This window comes from Specibacter sp. AOP5-B1-6 (assembly GCF_052376555.1).
Classification (GTDB): Bacteria; Actinomycetota; Actinomycetes; order Actinomycetales; family Micrococcaceae; genus Specibacter.
In genome coordinates this window covers 103,645-116,858 of sequence record NZ_JBQSVT010000013.1, presented here as the reverse complement: position 1 = coordinate 116,858, position 13,214 = coordinate 103,645, and the positions used below count along the sequence as shown (strand labels likewise).

Sequence of the window (13,214 nt, the reverse complement as noted above, 5' to 3'; positions counted from 1 at the left end):
CTTGGCGAAAGCGACGAACTGCGAGATCGACCACCTCAAGAAATTCGAGCACGGCGGCCTCTCCATTTACGACAACCTTGAAACGTTGTGTCATCGCCATCATCTGCTGAAGCATTTCAAGGATGACAGGACCAGTACCGGTGAATGCCGCACCGATCAAAGCCCGGAACGTGAAGCAGTACGCCTGCGTGGCTGGACCCCGACCATGGTCTCCGGACGGGTTGCCTGGACCTCACCGACCGGGCGGTACTACCCGCCCGAGGTCGGCGATACGCAACCACCGGTCTACCCGGAATGGTTGAAGACACACATCAACAAAACCCTCGGACAACCAGACAGCCACGACAACACCGACCAAAACACCGCGGCTGAGCCCACGAGTACTGACCCCGAAAGTGCTGACCCCCAAAGCACCGCCGAGGTCCACGACACCCAGGATCCTCACGAGCCTCAGGACTTCCAAGAGTTCGAGGACTTCCTGGGCTTCGCGTTCCTGGACGAGGACGACATCCCGGGCATGGAACAAGACGACGACCCCTACGCCCGCCCCCTGCCAGTACCGCCACCAGGCACCTTCCCCACCGACGAGGAACAAGCCGCCCTCGACAAAGAAACCCTCGCCAACTACCTCGTCAGCCACCCAGACATGGGCGCCTGAGCAGGGCAGTTGAAGGCCAAGCCAGTTGTAAGGCCAGGGTCCCGCACCGTTACTTCGTATCAGTAGCCCCGCGGTCATGTGGACGAATAGCGGATGGACCTAATCGATCCGGGACGAGCAAATTGGCGTGAAGCGGTTCGTTAACCACGGGGTGCAGGATAAGCCAGCAAACATCGGTTGGGCTCGTGTGCATCCCGTACTTGTCGCAGGCGATATGCAGGTCCAGCTCGGCCGCGACTTGCTTACCAACTTACTGAAGTCCTTCTTGAATTCCATGCCCGCGGTGTAAGCGAAAGTTGTACGTGAAAAGTGAAACCGATATGCCAGTTTTCGGTAAAAAAACAGGTCCGGCCGCCGGAGACACCGGTGGTCGGACCTGTCTCGTGTCGTTACAGCTTGATGCCCAGCAGTGCCTCGAGCGAGTCGGAGACCAGGTCCGCGTCCCGCTCGGACGCCGCGGCAACGCCGCCAACGGGTTGGCTGCCATCTGCGGCCCTTGCTGAGGCGGTTGCTGCTGCGATCGACGCCGCGGCCCAAGCGTCAACGGCGGCCAGCGCCCGTGGCGCGTCAAGATCTTGCGAGAGTGCGGCACGCATCTCCGCCAGCAGGGGCTTGGCTGAACCATCGGGTGCCGTCTGGACTGCCTTGCGCCAGCGCTCGAGGCGGTACTCGGCGTCGTCGAGCAGTTCCTGTGTCCAGAACCAGTCGACGCGGTAGTGGTGGGCAAGGATGGCCAAGCGGATGGCGGCCGGGTCGGTGCCTTCGGCACGCAGGACGGAGACGAGCACAAGGTTACCCAGTGACTTGCTCATTTTTTCGCCGTCGAGTCCCACCATGCCCGTGTGGCTGTAGTGCTGGGCCATGGGCGTGTGTTCGAGGGCAAAGGCATGGCCGGCACCCATTTCGTGGTGCGGAAAGACCAGGTCGCTGCCCCCACCCTGGACCGTGAATGGCTTGGGCAGGAAGCGCTGGGCAATTACCGTGCATTCGATATGCCAGCCGGGTCGTCCATCTCCCAGCGAGGATCCGTCCCAGAAGGGCTCCCCTTCGCGGGCAACGCGCCAGAGCAGCGGATCGAGTCGATGACGCTTGCCGGCGCGTTCGGGATCTCCGCCGCGTTCAGCGAAGAAGGGGAGCATCTCCTCCTCGGTGAGGCCGGATATCTGCCCCAGCCACCACGGCGAGTCGGGTCCGCCGGACTTGGCCGCAGCCGAAGCCGCTTCGACGGAGAAGTAGATGTCGCCGTCGGGCTCTCCGTTTCCGCCCGCAACAGGGTAGGCGATGCCTGCTGCAATAAGTTTCTCCACCTCGGGCACGATCCAGCCGATGGCCTCGACGGCACCGATGTAATTGTCCGGGGCCAGCACGTTGAGGGCCACCATGTCGGCTTGGAACAGGGCCGTCTGTGAGATGGCCAGTTCGCGCCAGTCCACGCCGTCGCGGGTGGCCCGTTCGAGGAGGGGGTCGTCAATGTCTGTGACATTTTGCACATAGCTGACCGTGCGGTCCTGGTCACGCCAGGCCCTGTTGAGCAGGTCAAAGGCTACGTAGGTTGCCGCGTGGCCGATGTGCGTGGCGTCGTAGGGCGTGATGCCGCAAACGTAGAGGCTGGCGGGTTCTGTGTCCGGCAGTGGAACCACCCGCTGTGCGGTGGTTTCATGCAGTTGGATGCCCGGCATGACGCCAGGCAGCTGAGGGAGGGCAGGGGACTTCCAAGTTTTCACAGAGCTAAGCCTATCGGGCGAGGGGCCCCAAACGCGCGAAGCGTGTTTCGGGGAGCCCGTGAGGCGCTATCGGGCGAGGGGCCCCAAACGCGCGAAGCGTGTTTCGGGGAGCCCGTGAGGCGCTATCGGGCGAGGGGCCCCAAACGCGCGAAGCGGCTTTCTGGGAGGAGGGTGGGCGCTATCCTCCGAGGGGGCGTGCGCCAGCGACGGTGCATTTGAACACCGGTACGTCGTGGCCTTATGGCGTGATGATGCCTGTGCCCAGCAGGATGTAGAGCAGCAGGCCCAGCCCGATGCGGTACCAAACGAAGGGGCGGAAACTGTTGGTGGAGATGAATTTAAGAAACCAGCCAATGATGAGATAACCCACAACAAAGGCGATGACCGTGGCCAACGCAGTTTGGCCGATGCCGAAGGGTCCGTCGGCGCTCTCGTGTCCCGACACAATTTTGTAGAGCTCGTAGAAGCCACTGCCAAATACAGCCGGAATGGCCAGCAGAAATGAATACCTGGCAGCTGATTCGCGGGTGTATCCCATCAGCAGACCGGCGGTGATGGTTCCGCCTGAACGCGAGACGCCAGGTATCAACGCCAGGGCCTGAGCGAACCCGTAGATGATGCCGTGTTTGTAGCTGAGGTCTTTGAGTTCCCGCTTTTGCGAAGCCACCGTGTCTGCCACGGCAAGGATGAGCCCGAAGACAACCAGCGTTGTCGCCACGAGCCAGAGGTTGCGCAGTGTGGATTCAATGTGGCTTTGAAACACCACACCCAGCAGCGCGATGGGCACACTGCCCATGATGACCAGCCAGCCCATGCGCACATCCGGGTCGGTTCGCGGCACCCTCCCCCGCAACGAACCCCACCACGCCTTGATGATGCGGACGATGTCGCGCCAGAAGAAGACCAGAACGGCCGTCTCGGTGCCAAGCTGGCTGACGGCAGTAAAAGCCGCGCCAGGGTCAGCCCCCGAGGGCAGGAACTTGCCGACGACAAAAAGATGGGCGCTTGAAGAAATCGGGAGGAATTCTGTCAGGCCCTGGATTAGGCCTAGGAAGGCTGCTTCAAACCAGTTCACGCATTTCAGCCTAAAGCATGTGCGGGCGCATCGGGTTCAACGGCGCCGTGGGTGCGCATTATCCGCCCAAAGTTCACCGTAAGCTAGCACTATGGAACAACGATTCATGGGCACCAGCGGGTTGCGCGTCTCGGCGCTGACTTTGGGCACAATGACCTGGGGCAATGAAACCGACGCTGAGACTGCCGGCGGGCAGCTGCGTGACTTTGTGGATGCGGGCGGCACCACCGTCGACACGGCAGTGAGCCATGTCGAGGGGCGCAGCGAGGCCATTCTTGGCGAACTGCTCGGTGACGTGGTTCCGCGCAGTGATGTTGTCCTCGTGTCCAAGGCAGGTGTCAGCCATCGCAATGGAAGGCGCATGGTCGACACCTCACGCCGCGCCATGCTCGCAGGCCTGGACGCTTCCCTTGCCAGGCTGGGCACCGACCATCTCGATTTGTGGCTGGCCCACATTTGGGATGACAACGTGCCGTTGGAAGAGACGCTGGGTGCCCTTGAGCATGCCGTCAGCAGCGGGCGTGTCCGCTACGCCGGGGTGTCCAATTACAACGGATGGCAGTTGGCCCGTGCCGCAACCCTGTCGGATGCCCCGCTCGTGGCCAACCAGGTTGAGTACTCCCTGCTTGCACGCACCGCGGAGCAGGAAGTCATCCCCGCTGCCGAACATGTCGGCGCCGGCTTGTTGTGTTGGGCACCGCTGGGCCGGGGCGTCCTCACGGGCAAATACCGCGGCCAGATCCCCGCTGATTCACGTGGCGCCAGCGCCACCATGTGCAGCTATGTGGAGAAATATTTGGAGGGCCGCCCGGCCAGGATCACCGAGGCACTGGTAACGGCTGCAAAGGGGCTTGGGCGCTCTCCCCTGGATGTGGCCCTGAGCTGGTTGCTGGAACACCAAGGCGTGTCGGCGGCCGTTGTCGGACCCCGGACCCGGGAACAGCTTAAGGAAATCCTCAGTTCGTCGCTGGCTCCCCTGCCGGAACAAATTGTGACAGTCCTCAGCGAAGTCTCACGCCACCAGCGGTAGGTGGCAGGGAAAGCGGGGCAGAGCGCACTGAAGGCCCTCCTGGGAGGGCCTTCAGTTTCACAACAGGGGGCAGATCACGCCCGTGTGGGCGAGTCTGACGGAATCAGTCCGTGAGCGGCTCCAAGGCGTCCTCGGAGTCCTCGTTCTCGTGGTCGTTCTCGTCATCATCGTCGTCGAAATCGTCATCGCCGTCTTCCCCGTAGATGACCAGCGGTGTCACCTCGTCAAAGGCGTCAAAGAGTGCTTCCTCGTAGGCTTCAAAGGCATCGATAATGCCCAGAAAGGTGGCCTCAACAATCGGGTCCTCTTCCCCCCGGCGCGCTGAGGCGGCCACCAAATGTTCTTCCAATGCTGTGGTCAAGGCGCTCAGTGCTGCGCGGGGATCAATGCTCATGCGATTGACGGTACCAGTGTGCCCGCGAACTTGAAAGTCCTTTTCCGCGATGGCTTACACCTGGGGCGGCAGGGGGTAGCTTGGTTAGTGAACGCAGTGTTCATGGACCGTGAACGGATGAGCAAGGGCAAAAGCGCGACGGCGGAAAGGACTGTTCATGAGGGAATCGATCAAACCGGCATTCACCGGCCGCGGGGCGCCCCTGCGCCAATACGAGTACCTTGTCATCACGGTCGGATCCGGCGAGCCGGTTCCCATTGCCTACCAGCGACTTCGTGAGCATGCCGAATACGGGAAATGGGAGCTGGAGCGCAGCACCTTGTACCTGGGAGGACAACGGAAGTACCTCATGCGCAGGAAAGTTCTGCGGGTGGAGCGGACCTTGACCGTCTATTAGTCCGCACCTCAGGGCTCAATCGGCCCCAACCAGGCGTTGGCAATGGTCGAGTGGGCTGATTCGTCGTCCGAGGGGTGGAACATCCCCGCCAGCACATCGCGGTACAGCCGGCCAAGCTCATTGCCGGCAAAGTACGTCCCGCCACCGCTGACCCGGATTATCAGGTCCACGACCGTACGCGCCGTTTCGGTGGCACGAACCTTCAAACCCACCAGCTTCGGGAACCACTGGCCGCCATGGTCCGCAAGGTTGTCCACGTCCCGGGCCACCGACTCCAACTGGGGATACAGCCCATCCATCGCCAGGGCGGCGTCGGCAATGCGCCAGCGGATGTCAGGATCATGTGCGTAACTCTTCCCCGACTTCTTTGACCGGCGTTTCTGGACCGTGGCAACGCCGATGTCCAGCGCCCGCTCCCCCAGCCCCGTGTAAACGGCAGCCAGCAGCGTCTCGAAGCAGGCAAAGATGGCAAAAATCAGCGGATCCGCGTTCGGGCCCACCGGAAGCTTCCGGAACACGCGCTCGGCAGGCGCCACCACGCCGTCGAGCACTGTGGTGTTCGACTGGCTGGCGCGCATGCCCAAGGTGTTCCAGTCGTCCTTGATCGCGTAGCCGGGGGTGTCCCGGGTGATGAACGCGTGCACCAGCACCGGCTCCTCCCCCGTCGCATCCTTGCCAAATATGCCCAGCCGGGTCCACGCAGGCGACAGCGACGTGAAGATCTTCGTGCCCGTGAAGGCATATCCGCCGTCGGCCATTGGTGCCGCCACGGTGTTGGAGTCAAAAAGCACGGAGTCGTTGCCCGCCTCCGAATTGCCGAAGGCAAACACCTCCCCCGCCACAGCCTCCTGCAGGACATAGTGCAGGGAGTCATCCCCGCGCCGGGACAGGAGATGGGCGACGCCGGTCCACACCAAATGCATGTTCACCGCCAATGCTGTGGCCGGGGCCGCCGTCGCCAACCTGCGTTGCGCGGCCGCCGCCCGCTCCAAACCAAAGCCGAGTCCGCCGTCGTCCTCGGCAGCAAACATGCGCAGGTAACCCTGGGCCTTCAGCTCGGCCAGGTCTTCGTGAAAGAACTCGTTGCGTTCGTCGTAGCCTTTGGCGCGGTCGCGAAAACGCTCCAGCAGCTCGTCGGGCAGAAGTTCGTTCAGCTCAATGCTCATGGCGGGATTCCTTAGTGCTTACTGGGAGATTGCCGTCGTCTGTGTCCGGACCGGGTCAGTAGGTGCTCAGCAGGCGGTCGAGGACCCGGGCGCCGAATTTGAGCGAGTCGACGGGGACGCGTTCGTCCACGCCGTGGAACATGCCCGTGAAATCCAGTTCGGGCGGCAGCTGCAGCGGTGCGAAGCCGTAGCCGGTGATGCCCAGGCGGCTCAGTGATTTGTTGTCGGTGCCGCCGGAGAGCGTGTAGGGCAGGACGGTGGAGCCCGGGTCCTCGGCATGCAGGGAATCGATCATGGCGTCCACGAGGTTTCCGGCGAAGGGCGTTTCGAGTGAGACGTCGTTGTGGATGGTGGAGATGTCGACACCCTCACCCGCCAGCTCGCGGACGATTTCGAGAACCTGTTCGTGCTGGCCGGGCAGGGTGCGGATGTCGATCATGGCCTCGGCAGTGCCCGGAATAACGTTCGCCTTGTAGCCACTCTTGAGATAAGTCGGGTTGGACGTGTTTTGCAACGTGGCCCCCACGAATCGGGACACCGTGCCGAGCTGGCTGAGCAGCGTGTCGGGGTTCGACTCGTCAAATTCGATGCCTGTCAGTTCGGAGACACCCTCAAGGAAGGCACGTGTGGTGTCGGTGTACTCGATGGGCCATTGGTGCTCGCCAATGCGGGTGACTGCCCGGGCCAGGCGCGTCACTGCATTGTCTGTGTTGATGTGGGAGCCGTGGCCGGCCCTGCCGTGGGCCGTCAGGCGCAGCCAGGCGAGCCCCTTTTCCGCTGTTTGCAACAGGTAGGCACGTTTGCCGTTGATGTCGGTGGAGAAGCCGCCGACTTCGGAGATGGCCTCGGTGGCCCCCTCGAAGAGGTCGGGCCTGTTGTCAACCGACCAGCGCGCACCATAGGTTCCGCCGGCCTCTTCGTCGGCAAAGAAGGCAAACACGATGTCACGCTTGGGTTTGCGGCCTTCCCTGCCCATGGAACGCATCACGGACAGGATCATGGCATCCATGTCCTTCATGTCCACAGCGCCGCGGCCCCAAATCAAGCCGTCCCTTTCCTCGCCCGAGAACGGGTCAACCGTCCAGTCCTGCGCCTGGGCCGGGACAACGTCAAGGTGGCCGTGCACCACCAGTGCCGGCAGTGACGAATCGGTTCCTTCGATGCGGCTGACGACGTTTGCCCGTCCCGGTGAGGATTCGTACAGCTCGGCAGAAAGTCCGGCGTCGGTGATCAAGGCGGCGGTGTGCTCGGCAATGGCCCGTTCGCCGGGGCCTTCATTGTCGGCAAAGTTGCTGGTGTCGAAACGGATGAGGTCGGCGCAGATGCCGGCCACTTCATCCTCAGGCCTGACGGTGTTCACGGAAAAACTCCTTTGTGCGATGGCGTGGAACCAAGCCTACCTTTCGGGTCCGGGCCGCCGCTTGAGCGGTCCGCAAACCGGCCCCGGGGCCTCGATTATTGGTTCTCGCAAAAGTCGTGCTATTGTTTTCATCGCTGCTGCGGGAGACAACGATTCATCCGAAGGGAAGAATCAGGATCCCGTGATCACCTGCGCGGGTGGCGGAATGGCAGACGCGCTAGCTTGAGGTGCTAGTCCTGGAAACGGGGTGAGGGTTCAAGTCCCTTTCCGCGCACTGACAGACTCCCTGGGAACTTTGGTTCCCAGGGAGTCTTTTTGTTTGCCCGCCAGGAATGTCAGAGCCCCCGGCTACAGTCTTAATCACCGCAGGCATGATCCTCGTGTCGTGTCGTGGTGCGTGGTAAGGCAATCCTGCGGGTGATTGCGAAGTGCTTGATTACGCAGTGCGACTTTCAAAGGAGCCGAAAGATGTTGGAGAACGCCAGCGAAGCAACCGACAAGGCAGAAAGAACGCTCAAGCTCATCACCAAGCTGTTGGCCAAGGCCGAGAGCACACCCTTTCCCGCGGAAGCGCAGACCTTTCAGGAGCACGCTGAACGGCTGATGGTTCGCTACGGGATTGAACAGGCCAGCATTGACGCGGAGGCAGGGAAAGCCGGGAGACCGCAGGAGCTCATGGTCGAGGAGCGCTTTGAGCTGAGCGGCCAGTACCGGGTCGGCCAGGCGAGGGGTTTGACGGCAATTGCACTGGCTTTCGATACGGTGCGGGTGCTGCAGGCAAACACCAGCAGCAAGAAGCTGCTCTATTTGATTGGCGCCGAGTCGGACGTCTCCCAGATCCTGCGTCTTTTTGTCTCACTCGGGCTGCAGTTGGAAACCGCCATGCAGTCCTGGTGGCTGGACTATCCGTACAAGCCGTTCCTGTCGGCCCATGAGAAAACCCTCGAGCGCAGACAGTTCCAACTGGGGTTCCTCACCACTGTGGCCCACCGCATCGCTGCCATCCACAAGGATGAAGTGGCCGCGGGCGGGCCGGGAAACGAGCTCGTCCTGGCGAGCCGACTTGACCGTGCCGATGAGCACGTCCAATCTCTCCACCCCACCCTCCGCTCGGCTCGCAGCCAGGCCATGTCCTTTGGTTCCGCCAACGCGCACGCAGCAGGCAGCTTTGCGGGCACGATGGCGACCGTGAACGGGCAGGTCAACGTGGCAGACAGGCAGGCCCTGGGGGCTTCAAGCGGCTAGGCTGGACGATAGGCTGGGGGCTTCACTCCTGCGCGACAACAGAGGCCCATGCCCATGCACGACCACCGTTCAACCACAGCTGTTGCCCTCGTTGCCGGCACTGCCGGCACCCTCGCGGTGGCATTGGCGCTCACCCCGTCATTTGTCCCCCGCCCGGCCCTTTTCCAAGGCTTTCTGGCTGGCCTGAGTTTTGGCGCGGCATATGTGGCGGCGGCCTGGCTTGCCCGGACCGCCATCAGGCAACTGGCACGACGTCGGCCACCCGCCCTCCTCGGCAAGCGCACCTTGCCGCCGTGGGCCTGGTTGGCGGCGGGAACTGCAGGGGTGCTGTATGTGGCACTGTTGGGCGCCGTGGCAGTTCGCTGGCAAAACGATGTGCGCGACAAGGTGGAGATGCCGCCCATTGACGGCCTGGACCTCCTGACGTTCTTCGCCGTCGCCCTTGTCATCGTTGCAGCCGTGTTTGGGGCCCGTCGGGGCCTGCACAAAATGGCAACTCTGGGGCGACAGTGGGCCCGGCGGGCAACGCCGCAACCGACAATTGTCGCGGCGGGCGGCCTCCTCGCGAGCACCCTTGCCGCCCTGCTGGCACTGACACTGCTCGTCACGGCAGCCCTGATTGGCACCGACAGCATCTACTCGGCCCGCAACAACACAACTCCCGATGGCATCAACGAACCTGTTTCCACGTTTCGGTCAGCAGGCCGGGAATCGTCCGTGGAGTGGGAAAAGTTGGGAATGCAGGGACGCGCGTTCGTTGGTGGCGGCCCCACAGCTGCCGCAATTGCGGCGGTGACGCGGCACCCAGCCAAGGAACCTGTGCGTGTCTACGTTGGAGCGGACCAAGATGAATCCATGGAAGCCCGCGCCAAGTTGGCGGTGGCCGAGCTCAAGCGCACGGGCGGCTTTGACCGCAGCATGCTCGTGATTGCGACGCCCACGGGGTCGGGTTGGCTGGAGCGTCAAGCGATGGATTCCGTGGAATACCTGCACGGAGGTGACACGGCAATAGTTTCAATGCAGTATTCCTACCAGCCCAGCTGGGTGTCGTTTCTTTTTCATCAGGATCTTCCCCGTGATTCGAGCCAGGCGCTTTACCGGGCTGTCAGGTCGGAATGGCAAGCGCTGCCGGCGGAGGACAGGCCGGAACTCTATGTGTATGGGTTGAGCCTTGGCGCTTCTGGCATGCAGTCGGCCTTTTCGGGCGTCGAGGAGCTGACGAGCAGCATTGACGGAGCTGTCTTCGCGGGCGCACCCAACAATTCCCAGCCATGGGGCACGCTTCAAGCGATACGCGACGCAGACACACCGCCGTGGCAGCCGGTGTACGACGGAGGCCGAAATGTCCGCTGGTTGTCCAACAACGGAGATTTCGATAAATTCCCGGGAACTTGGGAGCCGTCGCGGGTGGCCTTCCTGCAGCACGGCACCGACGCTGTGACGTGGTTGACGCCGCGGCTGATCTGGCAAAAGCCTGATTGGCTTTCCGGCACTGCAGCCAGTGGCGGCCGTGCCCCGGACGTCAGCGATTCCATGGTGTGGATCCCGCTTGTCACCTATTTGCAGGTGGCCTTTGACATGTTCATGGGCGAGTCCGTTCCTGCCAGCCATGGCCACAATTTCGGTGACGTGGCAGTGGAGGCCTGGAACGGCGTGGCTCCCAGTGGGCTCGAGCAGGACGCGGTCGTAAACATTAAGACGTTGATAGCGGCGTATGCCCACGAAGACTCCATGGCCAACTGAACTGGCCCCGGCAGTCGCCGCCGGCGCGTCGCCCGGCCAACCGCCCGCCTCTCAACGGGCAGTCGCCCGATGAGAGGCGGCTGCAACGGCCGATCCCGGGCGTCTCCGCGAGGCGGACCGCCCGGGATGGCAGCAACTCAGGGGCAGCCTGCCGAAACCGTGCCGTGAAAGTATTGCCTGGCACTGCGCGCATTCCAGGCGGTGAACGCCGAACTCAGCCAGGCGCCGTCGTCGGTCCTGTGGTCCACGACCTCCAGGGACACGTTGGCCGGCAAAAACACCGGCGAATCGAAGGAGATGTCCCAACTGAAGGAGTCCGGCTTCGCCAGCGGGACCGTGGCCAGAACGCGCGCAGCAGCGTACATTCCGTGGGCGATCGAACGACGCAACCCCAGCGCCTTGGCCGTCAGGACGCTCAGGTGGATCGGGTTGAAGTCGCCCGAAACCGATGCGTAGGCGCGTCCCGTGTCCACTCCCAGGCGCCACTGTGCGGTGGGTGTGGGGGGTATAAAGTCGATCCTCCCGGCCGCCGCTGTTGGTTGGTCCAGTCCCGGCAGGAAAACGCCCTTGGCCAGGTAGGTGGAGGTGCCGCGCCACAGCAGCTTGGTGCCGTTGGCATTGTGGATTTCAGCCACCAGCTGCACTTGCGTGCCGCTCCTGTGTCCCGTCAGATCCCGGGCCCAGGCCCGCACGGACAGCTCGTCCGTAAAGAGCACGGGCGCAAAGTGCTCCACCTGGTTGCGCAGGTGGATCATGCCCAACAGCGGAAGCGGAAAATCGTCCTGGACCATGACGCTCATCGCCACCGGAAAGACGAGGGCGTGCAGGTAGCCGGAGGGCAACACATCACGGGCCGGCTGCCCCATGAGGTGGGCGAACTCGGTGACCTTGACCAGATCGGCACGCACGCCGCGAACTTCCACGGCCCGTGAAGGCAGGGCCACGACCGGTTCGGCGCGGATGAGCCGGCTCTTGGCCGCGGTGGCTGCAGCGTTGACATAGAGCTTGGACAGGGACGGCATTTCAGTCAACAACGTCTCGGCTGTCATTGCCCCACCAGGTTCTGTCCGCAGACGCGCAGGATGTTTGCGGTCACACCTGCTGCCGCCGGTTGGGCAAAGTAGGCGATGGCCTCGGCCACGTCGCTTGGTTTGCCGCCCTGCTGGAGGCTGTTCAGGCGCCTGGCAACTTCGCGGGTGGCAAAGGGAATCTTGGCTGTCATGTCGGTTTCAATGAATCCGGGGGCGACGGCGTTCACGGTCCCCCCGTTTTCGGCCAGCAGGGGTGCGGTTGCCCGCACCAGGCCCATGACGCCGGCCTTGGAAGCGGCGTAGTTGGTCTGGCCGCGGTTGCCTGCAATGCCGCTGGTGGACGCGACGCTGATGATGCGGGAATTTTTCGCAAAGTCTTTACTGGCCAGAAAGGCCTCGTTCATGCGCAGCTGTGCGGCGATGTTCACGGCGATGACGGAATCCCAGCGTGCGGCATCCATGTTGGCCAGCAGTTTGTCACGGGTGATGCCCGCGTTATGGACAACAATGTCGAGTCTGCCGAAGCGTCCCAAAGCGTGGTCGAGAATGCGTTGCCCTGCGTCGGTGTTGGTGATGTCCAGCTGCAGTGCGGTGCCATGGATCTCATTGGCGACGGCGGCCAGGTGGTCGCCCGCGGAGGGAACATCCACCGCAATGACTGTGGCGCCGTCCCGGGCAAGGGTGCGGGCGATGGCCGCACCTATCCCCCTGGCCGCGCCCGTCACCACGGCGACGTTTCCCTTCAACGGCTTCTCCCAGCCGGCCTGCTCTTTTGTGCCCTCGGTGGAGGCCGTCAGGAACTGGCCGTCGACGAAGGCCGAACGGCCGGAGAGGAAGAAGCGCAGGGCTGACATGGCACTGGGTGATGCCGGGGCGACGCCGTTGGCGAGCAAAACACCGTTGGCCGTGGCGCCGGCACGGAGTTCCTTGGCCAGCGAACGGATGATGCCGTCGATGCCGTTGCGGGCGGCAGCCACGGCCGGGGCGTCGCCGGTCGCAGCCGGGCGGGAGATGCTGACGACGCGGGCGTTCTTGTTGAGGTCCCGCAGCGCCGAACCCACCGCGAGCATGGGTTCAGACAATTCGCCGGGGTGGCCAAGCTCATCCAGGACCACCACGATGGCACCGAGCTTTTCCTTCGGTGTTGCATGCCTGCGCACGTCCTGGTGCCAGTCAAGCAGGACATTCGCCACGGCGTCGGACCCTGCACCCTTGCCAACCACGAGAATGGGGCCTTCAACGAGTGGGGCGCCGGGGCTGTAGCGGCGCAGGATCGCCGGCTGGGGCAGGCCCAGGCGCTTGGCCAGGTCCTTGCCGAAGCCGCCACTGACGAATTCTGTGTACTTGTCGGCCTTTTCGCGCAGTCCGGCGGCTGTTCTTTGCGTGCTCAT

At 63.1% G+C, this 13,214-nt stretch carries 12 protein-coding genes and 1 tRNA gene; 6 read left to right on the top strand and 7 right to left on the bottom strand.

Features of this window, described 5'->3' with window-relative positions:
• A partial coding sequence (locus ACT3TS_RS09035) for an HNH endonuclease signature motif containing protein (RefSeq protein ID WP_444531173.1) occupies positions 1–658 on the top strand: 658 nt, incomplete at its 5' end.
• Between the two features lie 389 nt (positions 659–1,047).
• Here ACT3TS_RS09035 and mshC read toward each other — a convergent pair.
• Together mshC and ACT3TS_RS09025 are read right to left on the bottom strand one after the other, a co-directional pair.
• A complete protein-coding gene (mshC, locus tag ACT3TS_RS09030; protein WP_444531172.1) occupies positions 1,048–2,382 on the bottom strand; it encodes a cysteine--1-D-myo-inosityl 2-amino-2-deoxy-alpha-D-glucopyranoside ligase in 1,335 nt (444 codons plus the stop codon).
• A gap of 238 nt (positions 2,383–2,620) precedes the next feature.
• Positions 2,621–3,457 (bottom strand): undecaprenyl-diphosphate phosphatase, encoded by an 837-nt coding sequence (locus ACT3TS_RS09025; RefSeq protein ID WP_444531171.1) that lies wholly within the window; start codon positions 3,455–3,457, stop codon positions 2,621–2,623.
• A 91-nt stretch (positions 3,458–3,548) separates the two neighbouring features.
• Between ACT3TS_RS09025 and ACT3TS_RS09020 the strand changes: the two genes are divergently transcribed.
• Positions 3,549–4,487, top strand: a complete 939-nt coding sequence (locus ACT3TS_RS09020; protein WP_444531170.1) for an aldo/keto reductase — start codon at positions 3,549–3,551, stop codon at positions 4,485–4,487.
• 103 nt (positions 4,488–4,590) lie between these two features.
• Here ACT3TS_RS09020 and ACT3TS_RS09015 read toward each other — a convergent pair whose 3' ends face one another.
• On the bottom strand, positions 4,591–4,881 hold the full coding sequence (locus tag ACT3TS_RS09015; protein WP_444531169.1) for a hypothetical protein: 291 nt from the start codon (positions 4,879–4,881) through the stop codon (positions 4,591–4,593).
• 157 nt (positions 4,882–5,038) lie between these two features.
• Between ACT3TS_RS09015 and ACT3TS_RS09010 the strand changes: the two genes are divergently transcribed.
• Positions 5,039–5,278: a DUF5703 family protein gene (locus tag ACT3TS_RS09010; RefSeq protein ID WP_444531168.1), complete on the top strand. Its 240-nt coding sequence runs from the start codon at positions 5,039–5,041 to the stop codon at positions 5,276–5,278.
• Between the two features lie 8 nt (positions 5,279–5,286).
• Here ACT3TS_RS09010 and ACT3TS_RS09005 read toward each other — a convergent pair whose 3' ends face one another.
• Positions 5,287–6,444 carry an acyl-CoA dehydrogenase family protein gene (locus ACT3TS_RS09005; protein WP_444531167.1) on the bottom strand — a complete coding sequence of 386 codons (1,158 nt, stop codon included), beginning with the start codon at positions 6,442–6,444 and terminating at the stop codon, positions 5,287–5,289.
• 55 nt (positions 6,445–6,499) lie between these two features.
• A complete protein-coding gene (locus ACT3TS_RS09000) occupies positions 6,500–7,804 on the bottom strand; it encodes a M20/M25/M40 family metallo-hydrolase (protein ID WP_444531166.1) in 1,305 nt (434 codons plus the stop codon).
• Positions 7,805–7,995: 191 nt separating this feature from the next.
• On the opposite strand from ACT3TS_RS09000, the gene ACT3TS_RS08995 reads away from it, so the two are divergent.
• The 3 genes from ACT3TS_RS08995 (at position 7,996) to ACT3TS_RS08985 (ending at position 10,792) form a co-directional block, all read left to right on the top strand.
• A tRNA-Leu gene (locus ACT3TS_RS08995) sits at positions 7,996–8,078 on the top strand.
• A gap of 194 nt (positions 8,079–8,272) precedes the next feature.
• Positions 8,273–9,049 carry a DUF2786 domain-containing protein gene (locus tag ACT3TS_RS08990; RefSeq protein ID WP_444531165.1) on the top strand — a complete coding sequence of 259 codons (777 nt, stop codon included), beginning with the start codon at positions 8,273–8,275 and terminating at the stop codon, positions 9,047–9,049.
• A 48-nt stretch (positions 9,050–9,097) separates the two neighbouring features.
• Positions 9,098–10,792 (top strand): alpha/beta-hydrolase family protein, encoded by a 1,695-nt coding sequence (locus tag ACT3TS_RS08985; protein WP_444531164.1) that lies wholly within the window; start codon positions 9,098–9,100, stop codon positions 10,790–10,792.
• Positions 10,793–10,929: 137 nt separating this feature from the next.
• Here the strand turns inward: ACT3TS_RS08985 and ACT3TS_RS08980 are convergent, their stop codons facing one another.
• Together ACT3TS_RS08980 and ACT3TS_RS08975 are read right to left on the bottom strand one after the other, a co-directional pair.
• Positions 10,930–11,841 (bottom strand): MaoC/PaaZ C-terminal domain-containing protein, encoded by a 912-nt coding sequence (locus tag ACT3TS_RS08980; protein ID WP_444531163.1) that lies wholly within the window; start codon positions 11,839–11,841, stop codon positions 10,930–10,932.
• Positions 11,838–13,214, bottom strand: coding sequence for a 3-oxoacyl-ACP reductase (locus ACT3TS_RS08975; RefSeq protein ID WP_444531162.1), 1,377 nt, complete (start codon positions 13,212–13,214; stop codon positions 11,838–11,840). The genes ACT3TS_RS08980 and ACT3TS_RS08975 overlap by 4 nt, the downstream gene beginning before the upstream one ends.

What these genes read in the sequence shown, in the direction of transcription:
- ACT3TS_RS09020 (WP_444531170.1), top strand. Translation starts at nt 3,549, where the DNA reads ATGGAACAACGATTCATGGGCACCAGCGGGTTGCGCGTCTCGGCGCTG.
- ACT3TS_RS09015 (WP_444531169.1), bottom strand. Translation starts at nt 4,881, where the DNA reads ATGAGCATTGATCCCCGCGCAGCACTGAGCGCCTTGACCACAGCATTG.
- ACT3TS_RS09010 (WP_444531168.1), top strand. Translation starts at nt 5,039, where the DNA reads ATGAGGGAATCGATCAAACCGGCATTCACCGGCCGCGGGGCGCCCCTG.
- ACT3TS_RS09005 (WP_444531167.1), bottom strand. Translation starts at nt 6,444, where the DNA reads ATGAGCATTGAGCTGAACGAACTTCTGCCCGACGAGCTGCTGGAGCGT.
- ACT3TS_RS08990 (WP_444531165.1), top strand. Translation starts at nt 8,273, where the DNA reads ATGTTGGAGAACGCCAGCGAAGCAACCGACAAGGCAGAAAGAACGCTC.
- ACT3TS_RS08985 (WP_444531164.1), top strand. Translation starts at nt 9,098, where the DNA reads ATGCCCATGCACGACCACCGTTCAACCACAGCTGTTGCCCTCGTTGCC.
- ACT3TS_RS08980 (WP_444531163.1), bottom strand. Translation starts at nt 11,841, where the DNA reads ATGACAGCCGAGACGTTGTTGACTGAAATGCCGTCCCTGTCCAAGCTC.
- ACT3TS_RS08975 (WP_444531162.1), bottom strand. Translation starts at nt 13,214, where the DNA reads ATGAGCACGCAAAGAACAGCCGCCGGACTGCGCGAAAAGGCCGACAAG.